Source organism: Microbacterium sp. CJ77 (genome assembly GCF_002911615.1).
Lineage (GTDB): Bacteria > Actinomycetota > Actinomycetes > Actinomycetales > Microbacteriaceae > Microbacterium.
The window spans coordinates 24,485-41,621 of record NZ_PQBR01000022.1 but is presented as its reverse complement, the minus strand read 5'-3'; the positions used below and the strand labels follow the sequence as shown (position 1 = coordinate 41,621).

Below are 17,137 nucleotides of genomic sequence, written 5' to 3'. Positions count from 1 at the left end.
TCGGAGCAGGGGGAGTATCCTGGTCGCAGTGCGAGCAACCTGGACGCTTTGGTCCGGGTCTGGACTTACGGTCCGCGATGATGAAAGCCCCGCGTGGGCGTGGCGCACCGAACGCAACCGTGAGGTTGTCCGGGAGTCCCCATGTTCGTCATCGTTCTGGCCGCGACGGCGGTCGCCGTGAGAATCGTCACCGCGGTCCACCGTTTCACACCGAGCAACCTTGTGATCCGACGCGTCCTCACCCGCACGGGCTACCGCTGGGCGTTGCCGGTCGGCGCGGCCGGAGTCCTCGCCTACGGTGCGATCGCGCTACTGGCAGGGACGCTTGCCGCACAGGGCGGACCGAGCGTGTGGCATCTCGTGCTGCTCGTGGCGCTGTACAACGCGGCGAGATTCGCCGTGCTGGTCCCGGTCGCCACCGCTCGCCTCCTCGCGGCCCGCTGGCGAGAGTGCCGCGTCTCCCGGACGGGCGGCGCCGAGTCGACTGGTGAACTCGGCCCGACGACGGAACGCACCGCGAGCCCGCTGTCCGCTGCATAGACTCGCGTGGCGGGGCTAATCCCCGGAGTTGCCGGCGACGTGGCTGCGTTGGGCGATGTCGTCCCGCACGTGGGCGCGGAAGCTCTCCGTCCGGTTCGCGATGACCTCGTCGATGATCTCCGGCAGGGGCGCTTCACCCGGCCAGCTGGTCTGCCGGGTGCGGCGGTGCCGGTCGAGCTTGCACCCCGCGGTGGTCGTCCATTCCCGCAGGCGGTCCCGCGCCTCGGCATACTGCCGATGCCATGTCAGCGGGCCGTCCGCGTTGTGCTGCGGGTCGTAGTTCGTCAGCCATGCCCGCTGCAGCGCGGACAGTTCCCAGAGGAGCTCGGGGTGAAGATGCCAGCACGGCGGGATGATCCCGGCGGGGAGGCCGTATTCGTGCCGAAGCCAGTCCACCCAGCTGTCGAGGTCCTCCCATGCCTCCGCTGCCTCCTCGCCGGTGAGAGTCAGCCAGTTCACGGGACGGAACGCGGACCCCAGCAGGTCGCTGAGATCGGCATCCAGGTCGTCGAACCCGTCCAGCGGTGGTTGCCCCTTCGGCGGCCCCGCGCTCATCCGCGCGTCACCGGGTCCACCGCTCGCACGGGGCCTTCCTGCGCGTCCGAGATCGCCGGGTCGCGGGTGGCAGCAGGACGGTGCAGGATGCGGATGTGCCGGTTCTGTCCGTTGGGTCCGATGCTGGCGGCGATGAACTGGGAGCGCCCGGTCTCCTCGTCGGTGCGCAGCCTTCCCTCCGCGGTGAATCGGTCGCCTTTCCGGAGGTGTTCGTATCCGGTCTCGGCCGCGTGGCCGAACAGCACCATGTCCCCGTACTCGTACTCGCGTTCGCCAGTCGGGCCGGCGCCGAGCCGCTCCTGCCCGAATCGGAAGTACAGCCGCGCCCGCTCCAGAGTGTGCGAGAGCACCGGGTCGGAGACGACGAATCCGCTGATTCCGGTCGATGTGCGCAGAGACATGATTCTCACGGTCCTTCCATCGGGTGCACAGAGGAGGTGTGCGAGCCGAATCGCGGGTCCGCCGCCTCCGGGGACCCGATGGCGGCCTCGGTGGCGGCGCGATCGTGGTGGAGTTGCTTCGCGTCCGGTCGGGACATCCAGGGGCGCAGTGTGGCGACGATTGCGGGGACGGTGCGCAGCAGCACGACCCCGACCCCGGTTGGCAGGGTGCGCAGCACGCTGGGTGGCAGAATCCTGACCCGCCGGGTGGACCAGCTCACCGATCGTCCGCCGTGCCGGTCGCTGCTGACCGAATCCGTCGTCTCGTCGTGTTCTCCGATCAGCGCGGACACGTCCTCGAGGTCTCGCGGTGAGGAGGCCCCGCCGAGCAGGATCTTCACGATCGCGGCGTCCCAGATCGCCGCGGCCTGGTGCTCACCCCATTTGCTGCGCGCCTGGGCGAGGGACTGCAGCACCGGCATCGTGGTGATGCCGGTGCCGCCGCCGTCCGCCATCAACGTCGGCAGTGACGGCAGCGGTGCGAGGTTTCCGATCTCATCCAGGGCCAGCAGCAGCGGCGGGTCCAGCCGCGCGCCCGGGGATGCGGCGGCCCGTTTCCGGGCGACCTCGACGAGGTCCTCGATGAACGCCGCGACCAGCGGCGCGGCCGTTCCGGCGCTCGCGCCGGCCGCGAGGATGTACAGCGTGCCCCGCTCGTCGAGGAACCGGGCGGGGTCGAATTCGTCGCCGGCGCTGGGTGTGACCGTGTTCAGTACCCGGGGGTCGGCCAGGGCGGCGAACGCGAGCGCTACTCCCTGCCAGATGGAGTCGCGGGTGCGGGGATCGGACTGCAGCATCGAGTCCAGGCCATCCGCCCATCCCTGGGCGGCGGACGGGTGGGCCTGCAGGATGCGCACCGCGTCCTGGGCGGCGGCGGGGCTGAGCGCCCACGATTGCAGGTGCGACGCATCGCGGCCGTCGAGTGCGGCGGCGTGCAGCAGGCTCTGGATCGCAACTCTCGCCTTGCCCTCCCAGAAGTCGCCGTTCTCGACCCCGCCGAACCCGGTGGACGCGGCGAGCCCGCGTGCCCGGGTCATCGCGGTGAGCGGGTCCTGGCAGCCCCGCACGGGGGACCAGCGCAGACCGGAGGGCAGTCCGGGCGCGATCTGCTGCGGGTCGAACACGGCGACCGGCCCCTGGTGTCGACGGGCACGGAGGGTGGTGGTGAGGTTGTCGGGCCGGGTGGAGGTCGTGATCACTGCGCCGGGCGCGTCCAGGATGGCGTTGACGACGATGTTGACCCCCTTCCCGGACCGGGGCGGTCCGAGCACGAGGATCGAGTCTTCGACGCTGGCCCACAGCGGCAGGCCGCGGGCGTATCCGATGAGGTATCCGACGTCCCGGGGGCGTGGGTGCGTGAGCGACGGGCGCAGCGTGCGGCTCCGTGTGCGCAGCGCCTGCGCCGATGCGGCACCGGTGATGTCGTGCCGTGTTGCTGTTCCGATCATGCGGCGGGGATCTGATCGGGAGGTTGAACGCAGTAGCCGCCACGCGAGGTAGCAGGCGCCGGTCGCCACTGCCACCATGACGGCGACGATGACCCAGTACAGGACAGGACTCAGCGCGGGCACTCCGACCGCGCCACCAGGATGCCAGGGGGTGCGGATGATCGCCGCGGACGCCTCTATCCCTGCCGGGGGGTTGGGGAGCTGTTGGATCCAGCAGCACACGATGACCGCGAGGCGCAGCATCCCCGCGCCAGCGACCACGACTGCCACGGCCCCCAACGCCACGTTGGTGAGGGTCTCCCCGCCGGGCGCACTCCCCCCTGAGACCATCAGATGCTCCCCGGGTCGCGGACGACCGTGCCGGAGATCGCACCGTACAGCAGACTGACCTCTCCGTAGTGGGCGCCCGCGCTGGCATGCCCGTCAGCGTCTGCGCGGGTCGCGGACACGAGGCGGAGCAGCTGCACTTCCTCGCCGGGCAGGAATCCGCCGCCGTGCAGGAGAGGATCTCCGGGCACGTCGGTGTCGAACGACGTATTGATGTCCCCTGTGGGCGGATGAAGGATGTCGGAGTGGCGTGTGCCGTCGGGTTCGATGATCACGACGGATGTCGGTGCGCCTTCGGCCGAGACCAGCTCCGATAGGCGAGCGGGCAGCTCCGCGCGAGTGATGTACCCGCCGGGCACGGTGATGTTGTTTCTGCGCAGTACCCCGAGATCCGCCCCGAGCATGAACACCTCGAGCTCCGTTGGGGCTGGCGGTGAGCTGGGAACCGGAACGTAGCTGCGGCGTCGGCGCTTCATGGAGACTCCTGAGTGTTCGATGATGTGAAGAGGTCGGTCTGCCTGTTAGGGGCCGGTCATCCTGTTCGAGGTGTTGAAGGCCCGCATCTCCTCGGGGTGGAGGTGATGTTCGATGACGCGGGCGTGCCCCTTTATCCGCCACAGCCCCTGGCCGACTCCGAGTGTGGGCAGCAGTTGCCGTTCGGTCCTGGTCAGTCCGAGGGCGAGCGTCGTGGGGCCTACTTGATCGGCTCCCTGCCGGTAGATGATCTGGGTCTCCGTATTGGCGAGCAGGCTGGCGGCGACGGCGCGCATAGCCGACCCGGCGTCGCCGACGGTGTCCAGATCGGAGAGCTTGTGGAACAGCAGGGCGTTGGCGATGCCGAAGTGCCGTGCCAGTCGCCACTGCGCGTCCATGCGGCGCAGCAGCGCCGGTTGCGACATCAGCCGCCACGCTTCGTCGTAGATGACCCACCGATGGCCGCCCGCTGGGTCGAGAAGCGCCGCTTCCATCCATGCGCTGGCGCAGGTCATCAGCACCGAAACCAGTGCGTCGCTGTTCGCCACGCGTGACAGGTCCAGGGAGAGCATTGGCAGCGCAGGATCGAAGGTCACGGTGGAGGGGCCGTCGAAGATGCCTTGCAAGTCCCCGGAGACTAGGCGGCGTAGCGCGTGACCGACCATGCGTCCGTCATCGGCGAGACGTGCGTCCTGCTCGGGGCCAGGCTCGAGGATGCGGTCGACGATCATGGGCAGGATCGGCGTCTCGGCCTGCGCGACCACTTGGTTGAGGGCGCGGTCGATGACAGTGTGTTCGATCGGGGTAAGGGGACGGGTGAGCATGGTCTCGGCGAGCGCTCCGACCAGGTCGAGGCGGCGCGCGCCGACCATCGCTTCCCATTCGGGCTCTGAGATCCCGGCGGGGCGTGGACCGGAGTCAAGCGGGTTCAGGCGGGTTCGCAGCCCGTGGCCGAGGATGATGGCCTTCCCGCCGACGGCTTCGGCGATCGCCGAGTGCTCGCCCTTCGGGTCCCCGGGGACGTACACCTTTCGCCCGAACGGGATGCTGCGGGTGTACAGGGACTTGATCAGGGCGGACTTGCCGGCCCCGACGATCCCGGCGATCACCAGGTTCGGTGCTGTGATGACTCCGGCGGCATAGAGCACCCACGGGTCGTACACGAACGCTCCGCCCGAGTACAGGTCCCGGCCGACGTACACCCCTGCCGTGGGCAGGTTGCCTTCGGCGAGAAAGGGGTAGACGCCCCGGACTCGCGCTGAGGTGTCCTGGTGGGCCGGTATCCGAAGCGGGCGCCACATCCGCAGCGACCGCGGTGCCGCTTGGCCGCCGCGCGGCGGGACGTCGTCCTGCAGGTCGGTGTCTGCGCGTTCCGCTCGGACACTGACGGGGGTGCGTGTGCTGGCGGGTGACTTCAATGTGTCGCCTTTCGTCGAGCGGAGTTGCTTGGTCGTGTCTTCGCTGTTCGCGCGGGGGTTGCTGGCTAGAGACCACGGCAGAAGGGCAGGGCGGCGGCAGTGAACGCCTGCGCCTGCTGTCCCGCAAGACGCCGCAGTTCGCAGGAGGACTGCAGCGCTGCTTGCTCGACCGCCGCGCAGGCGGCCTCGAGCTCTTCGCGGGAACCGCTGGAGACCGCGACCAGGCCGGTGTAGCGCAGGGCCCCATGCCCTTCGATGAGCTCCGCCTCCTGCTGCAGCGTGTCGGCGTACTCGGCAGTCGCGGCGGCGTCCTCGAGCTGTCCGATACGCGCGCGCTGCGCGGAGTCGGCCAAGTGACCGGTCTTGCGCTTGCGGATCTGCCGGGCAGCGACGTGCGCGGGGATCGGGTCGACCAGCAGAGTGAAGCTGCGCCGTACCCCGCTTGTCAGAATCAGCGGGCCGAGGAACCCGGGGTAGGTCTGGGCGCGAGGCCACTCGGAGATCCAGTACACCGCGTGATAGGCCGAGTCACTGCGGAAGTGGTCCCACTCCTCGTCGATCGCGAGCGGTCCGGCCGTGGCCAGGTCACGGCCTACAGGATGCTGATCCAGCACTACGGTCGCGGCGGGGTCGTACGCGGCCCGGATGATCTCGGCCACCTCGCCAGGGGTGCACCATCGCCCTGGCTGCAGGTCGGCGGCGCGCAGACCGGTGCTCAGCGCCGACATCTCCTGACGTAGCACCGTCGCTGCCCCCTTCAGTCCGCCGCCGGCGCCACGGACCGCCCGCGCGGCTGTGCGAAGGTCGATTGCCAGGGAGATCGTCGCGACGTGTCGTTCTCCGGTGGGGCCGGCGTCGGCCATCAGGTCGCGATACACGCCGGCGACCCAGGAGCCGTCGTCGACACCGTGCTCTGCCCACCACGCGGCAAGCCCTGACCCGGTGTCGGGCACCGTGCGCTCCAGGACCTGGAGGTGGGCGATCCTGGGGGATCGGCACAGGCCTGCGAGCACCCGTCCCCAGCCGCGGACCCGACGTTCCTGATCGGCAGGGTCCAGCAGCACGAAGCTCGGATACGAGATGGTCAGCGTCGCGGTCAGGGTCGACGCGTAAGGGTCGTGGATCATCGCGCACCCTGTTACCTGATCCTGAATGTGCCGGAGCCGTGCTCCGTCTCCGGGCAGCGACAGCTGGCCCAGTCGGCTCGGCCGGGTGATCTGTCGACGGAATCGGGTCTGACCGGCGGCGCGTCGAAGCGCCCAATGTGCGACGGTGGGCGCCCATTCGACGGCTGGGCGGCCCGCGATCGGCGCGTACGCCAGACCCAGCGCCAGTCCCCAGACCGGTGAGGTCCAGGCCACCCCGGCACCCCCGGCAACATACAGGGCAGCCAGCAAAACCACCCCGCCGGTCGCCAGCACCACCACCTGCCCGGCCGACAGCCCCAGGATCACGCTGCGCTTGCGCAACCGGGACATGCTCACGGGGGAGAGCACCGACGTCTGCTCGCTCACCGAAGCTCCTCCCGTGGCCTATACACCGCGCACGTCCGCGCGAGGTGGCGGCGGGACGGGAGCGGACGGACGATCGGCGGCATCCGCGTGCCCCGTCGCATCCGCTCCGACGTGGGCGCCGACGGAGCGGCCCGCATCTGCGGTCGCTCGCGCCACTCCGATCGCGGCCGCCGCGCCCGCCCCGATCGGACCCGCGGCTGCTCCCGCCCCGCCTGCGGCGCCGGCGCCCCCCGTCGCGCCCGCGCCGCCCGACGCGGGCGCTGTGCCGGGCGCCGCCGAGCCGCCGCTCTGCGCCGCTCCCCCGCCGCGCGCCGGGGGAGTCCCCGCACCCCCGACGGGAGCCCCTTCCGTCGGCGCCGCTGGTCGCGGCGCCGGCGCCGGAGACTCACTCGACCCCCGCTGCGGCAGCGTCTGCGGCAGGTGCGGGATCGGGATCGGCCGGTTCACCGCCTGCTTTGCCTCCTGCTCCGTGGCTGTAGCCGTATACAGGTCAAAGCCGACGAAGGCGACCAACTTGTAGACCAGGTAGGGGGCGAACCCCGCAATGAGCATCAACACGATTCCCGAGACGGGTTCGGCCAGAGAGGCGAGATCGAGATCGATCGGGGCGCCCATCTGCCCGACCGCGACGAGGAAGACGACCGTCATGACCAGCTTGGAGAAGATCAGCGCGACGACGAACAGCGCCCATTTGGACACCCATCCGCGGGTGAACTCCCACGCGCCGCCCGCCAGCGCCAGCGGCGCCAGGACGATCGCAACCAGCAGCAGGCTCTTGCGGATCAGCAGCGAGAACCACACGATCCCTGCCGCTGCGATCGCCATGGCAGCCAGGAAGATCGTCACGATGATCGCCGCCCCGGGGGCGGGGATGCTGAGGGTGCCAAGCCCTGCCAACAGCAAAGCGATTCGCCCGCCCATCTCCTCGATGGTGTGGCCGCTGGCCTGGATGATCCCGATGCTGAGCTGGTCGACGATCTCCAGCAGCGTCGCCGTTACCGTTAGGACGAGGAAGCTGCCCAGCACGGACTTCGCCAAACCCAGCGCGGCGCGTGCCAGCGCGCCCGGTTCTCGTCGCACCAGCCCCGTGATGAGCTGGAAGAGGAAGAAGATGATCATCACCAGCACGGCGATACCGAACAGGATGTTGTAGATGCGGACATAGTGCGGTGCGGTGACGTCAACCAGAGTCGTCGTGTCGAACAGCGTCCAGACGGCCTCGAACATCCAGGCCGCCGCGGCGCCGGTGGCGGCGGCCACCCACGCGAACGTGCCCTCGATGACCGACCCGCCCACGGCTCCCGCCGCCGCTGTCGCCGCATCGCAGACGGCAGAGATGACGGGGGCATCACAGACAGACATCCGGCAGGTCCTCCGTCCACGCTCAGATCGCCTGGCCGACGTTCCAGGCGAACGTGACGAACGTCACCGAGGCGCCCGTCACCAGCGCGGCAATGCAGGCGACGAGCACGCCGGTCTTGCCCCGCGAGGCGAGGTGCGGATTCGAGCTGAACGAGCCGAGCCCCCACACGATCGCCGCGCAGATCAGCGCCAGCACCGACAGCACGAGCCCGATCGTCATAACCGCCCCGACGATCGTCCGCAGCTGAGCGATGCCCGGCAGGCCGCTGTCATTCGGGGTGACACCGATATCGGCAGGCACAGCCAGCAGGATCGGCAGGAGGAGATCAGGCAACACCATGCTCCCTCAGAGACGTCATGAAGGAACGCGAACGCGTCCCACCAGCCCAGTGGGAACGCCCATCCCTATCCGACGTGCGCCGAACGCAGGAGGAGGCACCCCGATTCGAGGCGTCCGCTGCATTGCGAGGCCTGGCGCACGCGACCCGCGACATCCTGCAGCCCGGCGAGACCTACGCCGTGACCGGGGATCTGCTGGGGCGGGTACGGTCGCTGCAGCAGGTGCTTGATCAGCTCGTCGCAATCCACGCCCGCTTCCGCGCCACCGCTCATGACGACACGGGCGATCATCTCGCCGGGGCGCAGGCGGCGCTCGCCACCGCCGACGAGCTGCGACGGGCGGGAATCCTGCTGGGCGAGGTGCAATCCCGGCTGGATTCCGCATCTCAGCACTCTGTCCGCATCGCCTGGCACGAAGTCCCCGCAGATCCGACGCCTCCACCGGCGCGGCGCCTGGTCAGAGTGGTGTTCCTCGATGGCGGGAAGGCTGAGGAGGTCCTGGACCTGATCAGCCACGCGGGCACGGATGCAGCCATTGAAGAGTTTGCAGGGTATGACCGTGGCGCGCAGACCACCGAGGCGGCCTCGCTGAGGGGCACATCTACCGACGCGCCGCGTCGCGGACAACTCGAACGCTCCGCGACGAACGGCGCTTACACACTGACCTACAACCCCTTCCGTAGCCATGTCTCGCTCCTGCGCGAGCAGGACGACCCCGCCGGCCGCTCCCTGGCCGAGAGTGGCGCGCCCGAGGAACCGCAGCAGGGACCTGCGCGTGCCAAGAGTGGACTGAGATCCCGCCCCGGCAGGCAAGAGGTCGTGGGCATGGACCCGTTCACCGATCCGCTGCGCACACCGTTCGGGCCAGGGCGGGGGATGTCGTTCTGACCGTAGCGGGAGGCCAGCTGCGCACCAGAATGTCGGTCGGCGCGGATGGTGAACGGCCGGCACCGTCCCGGGCAGGCAGGAGCTGCGCCCGCCCAGCATCGCGCAGGCGCCCCCCTTTGTCGCGAGTCAGGGACGCGCCGCGATTGCCTGCGCAGTAACGCCGCGCAGGACACGATCGGACTCGACGACCGCGATCTCCACGACATCGCGCGATGGCGCGTCGCTTGCGAGCCACTCCGCGAGGAACGTCGCAGGAATCAGCAACGGCATGCGGTCGTGCACGCTCAAGAGCATGTCCGGTGCGGGACGCATCACGATGGAGTAGCAGGTGAACGCTGTGCCGTCTGCAGTGCGCCCCGGCTGCGTCACGGCGGCCATGGCGAGCAGCTCAAGGTCCGCGCCCTCGAATTGAAACCATTGCCGGCTTGGCTTCTGCATCTCGAACCAGGTGGTCGCCGGCACGACCGCACGCGCGGGAAGCGGTGCCGTTCGCTCCATGAGCCGCTCGGAGCGGGTGTTGATGGAGGGGAAATTCGCCGGCTGCCCCTTGACGAGGTATCCCCACCAGGCCAGTTCGACGGCGCGGTAGCCGTCGCGCTCCTGCACGATCGGATTCACGTTGCGCAGGTTCTTCCCGGTGGGAAGCAGCGTCTGCCCGCCATTGTGAACGGCCCAGGATCGCAGATTGTCGAGGAGCTCCACATCGCCGGCAAGGATGTCGTCGGCGTCCTTGAAGCGCGGGTCAAGCCCGTAGCTGGCGCACATGGTCCTAACCGTAGTTGCAGCCCGCCCACACCGCCGCAGCCGTCGACTGCTTCGCCGCTGTCCTCTTGTCGCGCGCTGCCGGAAGACTGTGCCGAGTTCATCCAACACACCGACAGAGGCATTTCTCATTGTATTTCATCCACCATTGCAATGGACATTTGTGCTGTCCTTTTCCCTGGTCGGGAGTAGGATCGGCACATGAGCACCACGACAGACTCGGACCAGCGGCCAGGCCTCCGCGCGTACGAAGACTCGATTCGGCTGCCGTTCGACCAGCTAGTGGCTCAGTTGCGCGAGATCCTCGGTGTGCGCCTGGTCGCGTACATCGGCGGCGTGAAGGCGGCGCGGTCGGTGTCGGCGTGGGCGGAGGGGCGTGGTGAGCCTAGCGAGCAGGACCGTGACCGGCTGCGCAGCGCGTATCACGCGGCCGCGTTGCTACGGGAGCGATTCGACGTGGTCACCGTGCAGTCGTGGTTCAAGGGAATGAACCCGATGCTGCGCGATGACGCCCCCGCGACGGTGCTGCGCGAGGGTGACGCGCTGGACGGCGCCCGCCGAGTGCTTGCCGCTGCGAAGCGGTTCGCCGTTCTCGGATGACCGCGCCGACACTGCAGATCACGCACGACCCAGGCATAGTGTGGCGTGTCGGATACGAACCCGATCCGTGGGAGTGGACCCCGTGGCGGTACGCCACCGCCCACGGTCTGTTCGACGGGCGCTGGGATGATCCGCGCGGGGAGTTCCGAAGCCTCTACACGACCGACAGCTTGCTGGGATGCTTTCTCGAGCTGCTCGCCCACTTCCGACCCCACGATGTGCTTCTGAGCGAGCTCGACGACATCGAAGATGACGGCACCATCTCCGCCTTCCCCGAGGCCGCGCCCGGCGAGGTCGGCTACGAGTGGCTCACCGGGCGAATCTACGGCTCCGCCCATCAGCGCGGCCGGTACTGCTTCATCACCCACTCACGCACTATTGCGACTCTCGCGCCGCAGTTCCCGTTCCCGGTCTACGGCATCGCGCCAGACCAGGTCGACGCCGCTCTGCTGAAGGACGCGAGTGCACGCGTCCTCACCCAGGCGATCGCTCGATGGATGTACGACCTGCCGGGAGAGGACCGCCGGGACCTCGTGGACGGCGTCGAGTTCCGCTCCCGGCACGGTGACGACATCCGCGTGTGGGCTGTCTTCGAACGTGCCGACGACGACGTCCACACCAGCCACCTGACATCCTTCAGCGACACCGAGCGTGTGGCGGCCGACACGCCCGATCTGCTCGACGCCTTCAGTCGACTCGGCCTGCGCTGGCACGATGTCTGACGCGACCTCGCCGCCTGCCCGTTTGGGTCTGCCGCACCGGTAGGTGACATCTGAGTTGGGTTGCCCGGGAGGGTGCCCTGGAAGGATGTCATCGTGCCCAAGCCCTATCCCTCGGAGTTCCGTGACGATGTCGTGCGCGTCGCTCGGGGCCGCGAGCCCGGAGTGACGATCGAGCAGATCGCGACTGACTTCGGGGTTCACCCGATGACCCTCACGAAGTGGTTGCGGCGTGCCGCGGTCGAAGAGGGCACAAAGCCGGGCGTGACCCGGTCCGAGGGTGCGGAGCTGCGGGAGGCGCGGAAGCGGATCCGGCTGCTGGAGCAAGAGGTCGAGGTGCTGCGGCGGGCGGCGGCGTATTTGTCGCAGGCGAACCTGCCGGGAAAAGGCTCTACCCGCTCGTGACCGAGCTCGCCGTCGACGGGATTCCCGTCGCGGTGACGTGCCGGGTGCTCAAGCTCGCTCGCCAGCCGTACTACCGATGGCTGGCAACCCCCATCACCGATGCTGAACTCGTTGCGGCGTATCGTGCAAACGCGTTGTTCGGCGCGCACCGCGACGACCCTGAGTTCGGCTACCGGTTCCTCCTCGACGAGGCCCGCGACGCGGGCGAGGTCATGGCGGAACGGACGGCATGGCGGATCTGCCGTGACAACGGTTGGTGGTCCGCGTTCGGGAAGCGTCGCCGTGGGAAGAGTCGGCGTCCTGGCCCGCCGGTCCACGATGATCTCGTGCGCCGGGAGTTCACCGCCGACGCGCCGAACCAGCTCTGGCTCAGCGACATTACAGAGCACAAGACCGGTGAAGGCAAGCTCTACCTCTGCGCCATCAAAGACGTGTTCAGCAACCGGATCGTGGGGTACTCGATCAGCGACCGGATGAAGGCTCGTCTCGCGGTCGACGCTGTCAACAGTGCCGTCGCGCGGCGCGGAAACGTCGCCGGCTGCGTGGTCCACACGGACAGAGGATCCCAGTTTCGCGCGAGGAAGATGGTCCGCGCTCTGCACCATCACGGGATGGTCGGATCAATGGGCCGAGTCGGCGCGGCGGGCGATAACGCGGCGATGGAATCGTTCTTCAGCCTGCTGCAGAAGAACGTCCTCAACCGACGCTCCTGGGCCACCCGCGACGAGCTCCGCATCGCCATCGTCACCTGGATCGAACGCACCTACCACCGACGCCGCCGACAGAAGCGGCTCCACGGCTTGACCCCGGTCGAGTACGAAGCAATCATGAACACCGACGTCGCCCTCGCGGCGTGACTATAACCCGTCACCTATCCGTGCGGCAGACCCTTTGGCTGGCAGCGGGCAGGAGCTTGTTGCCGGCTCATCCTGAGACCATCGACATGCGGCCGTCAGAAGGAAGCGCCCACCGAGATCAGATAGCTCACCCAGGCGTTCATCGCGCCGGCCAGAGCCGCCGCACCCACGCTGACCAGCACACCGGTGCGTGCTCGCATCATGCCTCGAACGTTCCCTGCCGAGTGGGTCAGCCCCCACCCTGCTGCGCAGATGACCAGCATCAGGCAGGACAGCACCAGAACGATGGTCAGGAGTGCGCCGGCTACATCCAGCAGCGCCTCCCGTCCGGCGAGAGCCCCGAGGTCGGGGTAGACGTCCAGCGGGCGCGGCACGGCGGCGGTCACCAACCGCACCGCGCGGTGCTCGATGATGCCCCCGAGTGTGCTGCCGCACCGTGCGCGGCCAGCCACGTGAGGGGATCGACAGTGCCCGCGGTCCAGCCATCGGGATGGATTTCCAGGTGCAGGTGTGCGCCCTTGGCGCGTCCCTCCGCACCGACATCGGCGATGTGGTCCCCGGCGCGGACGCGGTCTCCTGCCCGCACATGGATGCCCCAGTCCCACATGTGCAGGTAAGCGCTGGCTACCCGTTCGCCTGCCACGGTGTGCTCGATGACGATGATGTTGTTCCATCCCGCCAGGTATCCCGCGTGGATGACGAGCCCATCGGCGATGGCGACGATCGGCGTCCCCTCTGCTGCGCCCATGTCCGTGCCGTAGTGAAACCGTCGTTCGCCCGTGAACGGGTCGATTCGCAGCCCGTATGGGCTGCTGTCGTTGTAGCTCCCCTCGGCCAGGGGCATCACCACCCGGGCGGTCTCGGGAATGTCCGCGCGGGGATCAGCTGAGCTGGAAGCCGGCCGCGCGGTCCATTCCAGGGCCCGGTCGGTGACCGTCGTGACGTAGGAGCGCACTCCCGCGCTGACGTCCGGCCACCATCGCAGCGCCCCCGGCCCGGCGTTGTGGGCGAGCGCAAGCGCCTCCAGCTCGGTGAGCTGGGTCGCCGCAGGCCACTCCGGGTTCGCTTCTCGGAGCCGCCGCACCTGAGCAAGAAGACCGCACAGGTACCGCGCTCCGACCTCGGCGTGGATCATCGGTTCCCGCACGTCCCAGATTCCGTTGCCGTTGCGGTCCGCGCTCCACGGCGCCCCGTACGTCGCCGTCCACACACCGTTGTTGATCTGGAACAGTCCCCATGTGCCGCCGTTGACGTCGTCCGCGTAAGCGTTCGGGTCGAAGCTCGACTCCTGGGCCATCACCGCGGCGAACCATGCCTCGGGGATGTCGCTGCACGTCGTGGCCGCCAGATGCACCCAGCGGCGGGCCTGCTCCGGAACCGGGGCGTCCGGGGAGAGTGCACCGGGTCCGGGACCCGGTGCGCAGCCGGCCAGGGACAGCGCGATGGCGGTGGCGATTCCCGTCACCGCGACCCCGGGCAGCACCAGCAGCGCGACGAGCAGGAGCCCAAGGATCTTCTTCATAGGGCCACTCAGGGCAGCGGATCGTTCAGCCGCGACACACGAAGGGCGACGCACGGTCCGCCTTCTGGCGGGCAGGCCATGAAGATCGTGAACGACACCGTGTGCTCCGACCGGACATCCGCGCCGAACGCGTAGCCGTCGCGAAGGCGGACACCCTCCACCGTGCGCGCGTCCACGCCGGAGGGGAGGCCTGTCTTGTCGACACCAGCCCATGTGGCGGGCGTGCGCACCCGCTGCACATGCAGTTCCTGCCGGGTATGGAACTCACGCAGCTGGTCCCACGCGTCTCCGGTGGGAAGGTAGCCTGCCAGGTCCGCCTCCAGCCCGGCGCGCTCATCGTCGGGAGGCCTTGCCTGGTCGAACACTCGCTGGACGGCCTGTTGTGGGCCGGCGTCGTGCATGCTGTCCCACCGGAAGAGTGCGTCGGCGACGCCGAGCGCCAACCGGTCAGCGGGTGACGTCGCAGCCGCCGGGCTCGCGGGTGTGTGGGAGGGATGCGGGGCGGTGGGCGCCGGCCCAGGCAGGCCCAGCCCGTACAAGCCGGCGGCGACGGCGGCGATCAGGCTCGCGGCCCCGACGGCGGCCACGATCAACACGAGGATGCGACGCCGCCGAATCGAGGCGCCGGACGTGGGCCGTGTGGTCATACGACCTAGGTGGGTCTGGGCATCCCGTTGCCCCGCGGACGCAAGAGCGTCGGCGTGGACTCGCCTCAGCTCGCCTCAGCTTCGTGTCGCGGTGCCGGCGGACTTGTGGGGGCGTGGGCGGTGCCCTCGAGGACGGTTGCGGTGAAGATGGTGACCAGGTCACGGAACGCGGTGAGCCGTTGGCGGTCCTCGACGGTGAGCACCGGTGAGAGCGATGCCGCATCGATCCGGTCGAGGTGAGAGCTGTGGTCCTCGATCATGGCGAGAAGGCGTTCGCGGGCGAACCGGGAACGCGACTGGGGGTCCACATCCGCCCATCCCGACCGCTGGCCTTCCTCCAGCCGGCGGATCGTCCTGCTCGCCTCCGAGAGCGCACTGGCACGGGGTGTCAGGGACCGCAGGGTGGCGTCGGCTTCCGCGCGCACCGGCGGCGGCGCTGTCGTGTCAGAGGCAAGCGCGCGCAGCGAGTGCGCTGCTTGCGCGGTGCGCACCTCGAGGTAGGGGCCGTGCACTTTGCTGTACCGGTCGATCTCCGCAAGCGCCTGCTCGGCTTGGGCACGCAGCCAGTCCGGGGTGGCCTTGCTTGTGGCCAGGGACTGCAGCTCGAGCACCTGCTCGTGCTGATGATAGGAGTTGCGGCCGGTGATCGTCCGCGAGGCCTTCTCGCGCGCCTTCCCCCGGCGCGGTGGTGGCGATTCGCCACCACCGCGGGACGCGGCTCGGGGCGCGCCGAAACGTGTCGCAGCTTGCCGGGCGCGCGCTTCAGCCGCCTCGAGCTCGCGCAACTCGGCGTACAGCGCAGCCTGTTCGGTGGGAGTGAGGTCCTTGCGCTGCTCGAACGATGCCTTCAGGGCGAGAACGTGGCTGAGCTTGTCGGAGACTCCGCGGGCGATCCAGCAGGGAACCGTGGCATGGCCCAGGGCTGTGGCGGCGGCCAGACGGCGGGCACCGAAGACGAGGACGAAGTCCGCGGTCACGGTCAGCGGCTCCAGGATCCCTCGTTCGCGGATCGACTCCTGCAGGCTGCTCAGATCGCCGAGATCGTGGCGTGCCTGGTATCCCCGCACGATGCGCGAGGGGGCGACGTCGGCGAAGCCGGTGTCGGTCACGGCTGGCTTCCGGGCAGGGTTTGCTGGGCGAGGCTACGTAGGCGCTCATCGCCGAGCAGTTCTGCGAGCGTCTCGCCGGACAGCACCCGGACCAGCAGACCCGGCCGGGCCGGGGATGCCGCGGTGGCCTTGGCCCCCACGAGCAGCCGTACCATGGCCGCCCACTCGGGTTTGGACAACTGAAGGAACTGCCGGAACGCATGATCGCGCCGTAGCACGTCGACGGCGGACTCCTGGGAGCCGAGATCGGAGATCCGCTGGCAGACATACTCTGCCGCCCCCACCGCCCCCAGCGCCGGCCACCCGGCGACAGCGAGGTACGCGGCCGCGCACTGCACGATCCCGTCGATCCGGTCGCTGACCTCCCCGCCGTCATCCTCCGTCCCCTCCATCAGCGTCTCGTCGTCCCCGGCGCGGACCGGCACCGTGTTGGGATGGTTCTTCAGGCGCCTAGCCCGCTCCGGGCTCTGCAGATGACGTTCCCCCTGCGTCTCGGCCATCAGGTTTCGAGCGACGGCTTTCCGCACGACTGCCCACGGGCTGTCCGCGTTGAGGATGCCCGGCTCCCGCATCGCGAGGAACGCGGCATATGCCGCATCCTCGGGGGGACGATGCCACGACCTCGCCAGACTGGCGAACCGCGCCTGTGCATAGGAGAGCAGCTCGGTGGCGATCGGAAGCGTGCGCCACCCAACGGGGCCGGCCGCGTGGATGGTCTGCAACGCCCCACGGACCGCGTCCGCGGACGCGAACGGCTCCTCCGCCCGATGCTCCCGCCCGGCCGCGCTCGGCTCGATCCTCGTCAGGCTCATTGTCCGACACCAGGCCGCTTGATGGTCATGCCCTCGGGGCGCTCAAGGTCGCCGGCTCCGTTCAGACGGGCGCGACGGTCGGCGAGTCGCTGACGCAGCCGGTCGGTCGCCTCGATCCGTCCCTGCATCAATGCCGCACGCAGGCGCCTGTCCAGGTCCACACCGTTGCGGGCGAGCATCCCGGCCATCCGCGTTCCCAGTTCCGTCGGGCGAACCCATTCCACCCACACGCCTTCCCGGGTCCGGGCGCCCCTTGCGGGGCGCCCGCCCGCCCGCCAGTCTCGCCGCCTGTCATGCCGCGGTCGCTCGATGTCCTCACCGATGGTCTCGGTCTCGCTCATCCGGTATCACCGTCCCTTCGCCCGCACCGTCCGCGCCGGGCCCGGCCGCTGCTGCCTC

The 17,137-nt window shown here is 69.3% G+C and carries 20 protein-coding genes; 5 read left to right on the top strand and 15 right to left on the bottom strand.

Annotated features, from left to right (window positions below):
- Positions 1-141: 141 nt before the first annotated feature.
- Complete coding sequence (locus C2868_RS11295) at positions 142-540, top strand: hypothetical protein (protein ID WP_100812202.1); 399 nt, start codon at positions 142-144, stop codon at positions 538-540.
- A gap of 15 nt (positions 541-555) precedes the next feature.
- Here C2868_RS11295 and C2868_RS11290 read toward each other — a convergent pair whose 3' ends face one another.
- From C2868_RS11290 to C2868_RS11255, 8 genes are read right to left on the bottom strand one after another with little or no spacing between them, the layout of a single operon-like run.
- Positions 556-1,095 carry a hypothetical protein gene (locus C2868_RS11290; RefSeq protein ID WP_100812201.1) on the bottom strand — a complete coding sequence of 180 codons (540 nt, stop codon included), beginning with the start codon at positions 1,093-1,095 and terminating at the stop codon, positions 556-558.
- Positions 1,092-1,496, bottom strand: a complete 405-nt coding sequence (locus tag C2868_RS11285) for a hypothetical protein (protein WP_100812200.1) — start codon at positions 1,494-1,496, stop codon at positions 1,092-1,094. Before C2868_RS11285 ends, C2868_RS11290 begins: the two co-directional genes overlap by 4 nt.
- 5 nt (positions 1,497-1,501) lie before the next feature.
- Complete coding sequence (locus tag C2868_RS11280) at positions 1,502-3,313, bottom strand: type IV secretory system conjugative DNA transfer family protein (RefSeq protein WP_100812199.1); 1,812 nt, start codon at positions 3,311-3,313, stop codon at positions 1,502-1,504.
- Entirely contained in the window at positions 3,313-3,786 is a 474-nt protein-coding gene (locus C2868_RS11275; protein WP_146048051.1) for a hypothetical protein, read from the bottom strand. The genes C2868_RS11280 and C2868_RS11275 overlap by 1 nt, the downstream gene beginning before the upstream one ends.
- 45 nt (positions 3,787-3,831) lie before the next feature.
- On the bottom strand, positions 3,832-5,283 hold the full coding sequence (locus tag C2868_RS11270; RefSeq protein WP_374935780.1) for an ATP-binding protein: 1,452 nt from the start codon (positions 5,281-5,283) through the stop codon (positions 3,832-3,834).
- A complete protein-coding gene (locus C2868_RS11265) occupies positions 5,268-6,680 on the bottom strand; it encodes an SCO6880 family protein (RefSeq protein WP_100812408.1) in 1,413 nt (470 codons plus the stop codon). The genes C2868_RS11270 and C2868_RS11265 overlap by 16 nt, the downstream gene beginning before the upstream one ends.
- A 54-nt stretch (positions 6,681-6,734) precedes the next feature.
- Positions 6,735-8,078, bottom strand: a complete 1,344-nt coding sequence (locus C2868_RS11260; protein WP_103663369.1) for a conjugal transfer protein TrbL — start codon at positions 8,076-8,078, stop codon at positions 6,735-6,737.
- Between the two features lie 22 nt (positions 8,079-8,100).
- On the bottom strand, positions 8,101-8,418 hold the full coding sequence (locus C2868_RS11255; RefSeq protein ID WP_219811476.1) for a DUF6112 family protein: 318 nt from the start codon (positions 8,416-8,418) through the stop codon (positions 8,101-8,103).
- Between the two features lie 17 nt (positions 8,419-8,435).
- Here C2868_RS11255 and C2868_RS11250 point away from each other — a divergent pair, with 17 nt between their 5' ends.
- Positions 8,436-9,305, top strand: a complete 870-nt coding sequence (locus C2868_RS11250; protein WP_103663368.1) for a hypothetical protein — start codon at positions 8,436-8,438, stop codon at positions 9,303-9,305.
- 126 nt (positions 9,306-9,431) lie between these two features.
- Here C2868_RS11250 and C2868_RS11245 read toward each other — a convergent pair whose 3' ends face one another.
- On the bottom strand, positions 9,432-10,070 hold the full coding sequence (locus C2868_RS11245) for an SOS response-associated peptidase family protein (protein WP_100812159.1): 639 nt from the start codon (positions 10,068-10,070) through the stop codon (positions 9,432-9,434).
- 198 nt (positions 10,071-10,268) lie between these two features.
- Between C2868_RS11245 and C2868_RS11240 the strand changes: the two genes are divergently transcribed.
- The 3 genes from C2868_RS11240 (at position 10,269) to C2868_RS11230 (ending at position 12,648) form a co-directional block, all read left to right on the top strand.
- Positions 10,269-10,667, top strand: coding sequence for a hypothetical protein (locus C2868_RS11240; protein ID WP_198519601.1), 399 nt, complete (start codon positions 10,269-10,271; stop codon positions 10,665-10,667).
- Positions 10,664-11,389 carry a hypothetical protein gene (locus C2868_RS11235; protein ID WP_100812158.1) on the top strand — a complete coding sequence of 242 codons (726 nt, stop codon included), beginning with the start codon at positions 10,664-10,666 and terminating at the stop codon, positions 11,387-11,389. The genes C2868_RS11240 and C2868_RS11235 overlap by 4 nt, the downstream gene beginning before the upstream one ends.
- Before the next feature lie 93 nt (positions 11,390-11,482).
- Positions 11,483-12,648 (top strand): IS3 family transposase gene (locus tag C2868_RS11230; protein ID WP_100812122.1). Its coding sequence is split into 2 segments (ribosomal slippage): positions 11,483-11,767 and positions 11,770-12,648, totalling 1,164 coding nucleotides; the frame shifts between segments, so codons are not numbered across the junction.
- A gap of 95 nt (positions 12,649-12,743) precedes the next feature.
- Here C2868_RS11230 and C2868_RS11225 read toward each other — a convergent pair.
- The 6 genes from C2868_RS11225 to C2868_RS11200 all read right to left on the bottom strand — a co-directional run bounded on the left by C2868_RS11225 (position 12,744) and on the right by C2868_RS11200 (position 16,962).
- Positions 12,744-13,034: a DUF6112 family protein gene (locus tag C2868_RS11225; RefSeq protein WP_258034439.1), complete on the bottom strand. Its 291-nt coding sequence runs from the start codon at positions 13,032-13,034 to the stop codon at positions 12,744-12,746.
- On the bottom strand, positions 13,031-14,170 hold the full coding sequence (locus C2868_RS11220; protein ID WP_181003453.1) for a M23 family metallopeptidase: 1,140 nt from the start codon (positions 14,168-14,170) through the stop codon (positions 13,031-13,033). Before C2868_RS11220 ends, C2868_RS11225 begins: the two co-directional genes overlap by 4 nt.
- 8 nt (positions 14,171-14,178) lie before the next feature.
- Positions 14,179-14,817 (bottom strand): hypothetical protein, encoded by a 639-nt coding sequence (locus tag C2868_RS17445; protein ID WP_181003452.1) that lies wholly within the window; start codon positions 14,815-14,817, stop codon positions 14,179-14,181.
- 65 nt (positions 14,818-14,882) lie between these two features.
- Complete coding sequence (locus C2868_RS11210) at positions 14,883-15,926, bottom strand: ParB N-terminal domain-containing protein (protein ID WP_100812155.1); 1,044 nt, start codon at positions 15,924-15,926, stop codon at positions 14,883-14,885.
- Positions 15,923-16,738: a hypothetical protein gene (locus C2868_RS11205; protein WP_100812154.1), complete on the bottom strand. Its 816-nt coding sequence runs from the start codon at positions 16,736-16,738 to the stop codon at positions 15,923-15,925. The genes C2868_RS11210 and C2868_RS11205 overlap by 4 nt, the downstream gene beginning before the upstream one ends.
- Complete coding sequence (locus tag C2868_RS11200; RefSeq protein ID WP_146048050.1) at positions 16,735-16,962, bottom strand: hypothetical protein; 228 nt, start codon at positions 16,960-16,962, stop codon at positions 16,735-16,737. The genes C2868_RS11205 and C2868_RS11200 overlap by 4 nt, the downstream gene beginning before the upstream one ends.
- Between the last annotated feature and the right edge of the window lie 175 nt (positions 16,963-17,137).

What these genes read in the sequence shown, in the direction of transcription:
- C2868_RS11295 (WP_100812202.1), top strand. Translation starts at nt 142, where the DNA reads ATGTTCGTCATCGTTCTGGCCGCGACGGCGGTCGCCGTGAGAATCGTC.
- C2868_RS11290 (WP_100812201.1), bottom strand. Translation starts at nt 1,095, where the DNA reads ATGAGCGCGGGGCCGCCGAAGGGGCAACCACCGCTGGACGGGTTCGAC.
- C2868_RS11285 (WP_100812200.1), bottom strand. Translation starts at nt 1,496, where the DNA reads ATGTCTCTGCGCACATCGACCGGAATCAGCGGATTCGTCGTCTCCGAC.
- C2868_RS11280 (WP_100812199.1), bottom strand. Translation starts at nt 3,313, where the DNA reads ATGGTCTCAGGGGGGAGTGCGCCCGGCGGGGAGACCCTCACCAACGTG.
- C2868_RS11275 (WP_146048051.1), bottom strand. Translation starts at nt 3,786, where the DNA reads ATGAAGCGCCGACGCCGCAGCTACGTTCCGGTTCCCAGCTCACCGCCA.
- C2868_RS11265 (WP_100812408.1), bottom strand. Translation starts at nt 6,680, where the DNA reads ATGTCCCGGTTGCGCAAGCGCAGCGTGATCCTGGGGCTGTCGGCCGGG.
- C2868_RS11260 (WP_103663369.1), bottom strand. Translation starts at nt 8,078, where the DNA reads ATGTCTGTCTGTGATGCCCCCGTCATCTCTGCCGTCTGCGATGCGGCG.
- C2868_RS11255 (WP_219811476.1), bottom strand. Translation starts at nt 8,418, where the DNA reads ATGGTGTTGCCTGATCTCCTCCTGCCGATCCTGCTGGCTGTGCCTGCC.
- C2868_RS11250 (WP_103663368.1), top strand. Translation starts at nt 8,436, where the DNA reads ATGAAGGAACGCGAACGCGTCCCACCAGCCCAGTGGGAACGCCCATCC.
- C2868_RS11245 (WP_100812159.1), bottom strand. Translation starts at nt 10,070, where the DNA reads ATGTGCGCCAGCTACGGGCTTGACCCGCGCTTCAAGGACGCCGACGAC.
- C2868_RS11240 (WP_198519601.1), top strand. Translation starts at nt 10,269, where the DNA reads ATGAGCACCACGACAGACTCGGACCAGCGGCCAGGCCTCCGCGCGTAC.
- C2868_RS11235 (WP_100812158.1), top strand. Translation starts at nt 10,664, where the DNA reads ATGACCGCGCCGACACTGCAGATCACGCACGACCCAGGCATAGTGTGG.
- C2868_RS11220 (WP_181003453.1), bottom strand. Translation starts at nt 14,170, where the DNA reads ATGAAGAAGATCCTTGGGCTCCTGCTCGTCGCGCTGCTGGTGCTGCCC.
- C2868_RS17445 (WP_181003452.1), bottom strand. Translation starts at nt 14,817, where the DNA reads ATGACCACACGGCCCACGTCCGGCGCCTCGATTCGGCGGCGTCGCATC.
- C2868_RS11205 (WP_100812154.1), bottom strand. Translation starts at nt 16,738, where the DNA reads ATGAGCCTGACGAGGATCGAGCCGAGCGCGGCCGGGCGGGAGCATCGG.